Annotated in this window: 3 protein-coding genes; all 3 read left to right on the top strand. The window is 55.4% G+C overall.

What is annotated here, in order from left to right; all coding sequences use genetic code 11:
* Positions 1-150: 150 nt before the first annotated feature.
* From HMPREF9710_RS26350 to HMPREF9710_RS26340, 3 genes are read left to right on the top strand one after another with little or no spacing between them, the layout of a single operon-like run.
* Positions 151-441: a DUF8583 domain-containing protein gene (locus tag HMPREF9710_RS26350; protein ID WP_005671594.1), complete on the top strand. Its 291-nt coding sequence runs from the start codon at positions 151-153 to the stop codon at positions 439-441.
* A gap of 6 nt (positions 442-447) precedes the next feature.
* Entirely contained in the window at positions 448-645 is a 198-nt protein-coding gene (locus HMPREF9710_RS26345; RefSeq protein ID WP_005671592.1) for a hypothetical protein, read from the top strand.
* A 2-nt stretch (positions 646-647) separates the two neighbouring features.
* Positions 648-995 (top strand): hypothetical protein, encoded by a 348-nt coding sequence (locus tag HMPREF9710_RS26340; protein WP_005671590.1) that lies wholly within the window; start codon positions 648-650, stop codon positions 993-995.
* Positions 996-2,123 lie beyond the last annotated feature (1,128 nt).

The following is a 2,123-nucleotide window of genomic DNA, read 5'->3' as shown; positions in this document are numbered from 1 at the left end:
AGGGCGCACGCAAACGAAGTTTGCATTAAGTGCGCCCTTGCTCTTCGCTTTCGCTCGTCGCCGGGACTGTCCAAGCCAACATTATAGCTTGCTTTACGGCAATTTTAAGGCGCGGTAGAATCGGCCACCAACATCGCAAAAGGCAACAACATGGCAGCACTGGACGAACGGATCAAGGCGCAGGAAGAGAAGCTGAAACAGCTCAAAGCGCTCAAGCAAAAACAGGAGGCCCAGAAGCGGGCCGCCGAGGCGAAACGCACTCGTACTCAGGACACGCGCCGCAAGGTCCTGGTCGGGGCCATGATGCTTGAGCACATGGAGAAAAATGAGGCCACGAAAACGAACATCCTGGCGAAGCTCGACACGTTCCTTACCAGGGACGACGACCGGGCACTGTTTGGGCTGTATCCTGTACGCCAAGAAAGTATTCAAACGGAGTAGTGATACATGACGAAAGAGGCATGTCGCGACTATCTGGATCGAGCCATTGAAGCATTAGAGGACATGCGCGAAGCGCTGGACGATTCCGCGTCTGATGCCGCGATTAGCTTCCTAGAAGCAGCATTGGATGCACAAGACTTGGTTGGTCGGGCGATCTTTGAAGCAATGCGTGCAGTCGTTACTACGAAGAACACAGGGAGCTGAACATGAGCGGATGGTGGGTGGTGGTAGACCCGCGCACGCCGGAAGAGCGTGACGCATCACAAGATAGGATGGGGCCGCTGGTCGCATCCTGGGAGGCGAGCGTGTTCAACATGCGCTTCCTCGATCACTTGGTAAAGGAAGGCCGGGCCGAGCAGCACTCGTTCAACGGCTACCCGAACCGCTATACGGTACCGGCCGGCGACTTCGTGCCCTTCATCATCGACGGTCCGCCGGTCGAGGACTGGGGACCGAACAAGGGGCAGAATTGGAACGTGACCATCCATCGGCAACGGCTGGTTGCCCTGCCGGCCGACCACATGCTCACGGTGGACGTATGGGATCAGACATGACCAGCCGCTCGGACCGCGAGCAGCACGTCACACAAATGCTCACCAATTTTCGCCTGGAGGGTCTAATACCTGATGACGCTCACCTACGTCTCTTGCAGCAGTACATCGAGGGCACAGCTACACTTAGCGACCTATTACAAGACGCGCGAAATTTCGCGCTTGAGCGCTGGCTAGAAAGTCTTAAGGCCGGACTTCGCCCTTAAAATTCCTTATCTTTTTGCAAACTCTCATTTAAGCGATCACGCAACCTCTCTGCATCTGCACGACGAAGCTTACCCTCCCGCAAGAGCTGCTTAGTATGGTCGCTCTGTTTGCGAATAGCATCGACCAATTCTTGCGAACTGAGATGCTTTGGTGGGCTTAACTCATCAGACATAGCTAGATGGTACACCAACACTTGGAACCTTGATTATCGCATCATAGGACTCACTCTGTCTAGATATTCGTATTTACGAATAGGTGTACAGCAAGATCAAAAACGGACAATAGTGGAAAAAGAAACTTTCGCAGAAAATCGCCGAGCAGCTTATGCCTTTGGACGGATGAGATTAGCAATTAATCGAGCCATACATGCCCAAACAATGGAAGAAAGGAAACTTTCAAAGTGGTGGGTCGCAGGTTGGATTTGTTTCTGCCAAATCAAATGCAAATCTCAGGATAAAGCTAACTAGACGCCTTAGCGCGCGGGCGTCCCCGCTTGCTTGCGCACCGATTTGCTTCGCAAACCGGCACGCCCGGTTACATCTGAAACCCTGAAAATCGAAAACCCGTAACCCCAACCCCGGTATGCGACCGCCGCCGGCCACTACCTGGAGGCCGACCAGCCGGCCGTCGAGTTGCCCGCAGGGGCGATTTGAGTCCGAGGACCGATGCCGAAGGCGAGGGAGCGAGGATGGCCCGTCAGGGCCACCCCTGCCCGACCCGGCGCGCCTCCAGCGCGTCCGGTCTGCGGCCGTTGCGGACCCTGGGGGGGCCGGTTCTCCCTGCCCCCTCGGGGGGGCCTAAAGCATTACGACCTGCACGCGATAGCGGGGGGAGTAGCTTTTAAGTCCTTTTAGGCGGCCGGAAAGCCAGTATCCATGCGGGTTTCAGACTCTAACTATGACGTTTATGCGGTTAACTATGACG

The organism is Massilia timonae CCUG 45783 (assembly GCF_000315425.1).
Classification (GTDB): Bacteria; Pseudomonadota; Gammaproteobacteria; order Burkholderiales; family Burkholderiaceae_D; genus Telluria; species Telluria timonae.
Note: the sequence above shows the minus strand (reverse complement) of the source record. Positions and strands in the feature narration are given on the sequence as shown.

What these genes read in the sequence shown, in the direction of transcription:
- HMPREF9710_RS26350 (WP_005671594.1), top strand. Translation starts at nt 151, where the DNA reads ATGGCAGCACTGGACGAACGGATCAAGGCGCAGGAAGAGAAGCTGAAA.
- HMPREF9710_RS26345 (WP_005671592.1), top strand. Translation starts at nt 448, where the DNA reads ATGACGAAAGAGGCATGTCGCGACTATCTGGATCGAGCCATTGAAGCA.
- HMPREF9710_RS26340 (WP_005671590.1), top strand. Translation starts at nt 648, where the DNA reads ATGAGCGGATGGTGGGTGGTGGTAGACCCGCGCACGCCGGAAGAGCGT.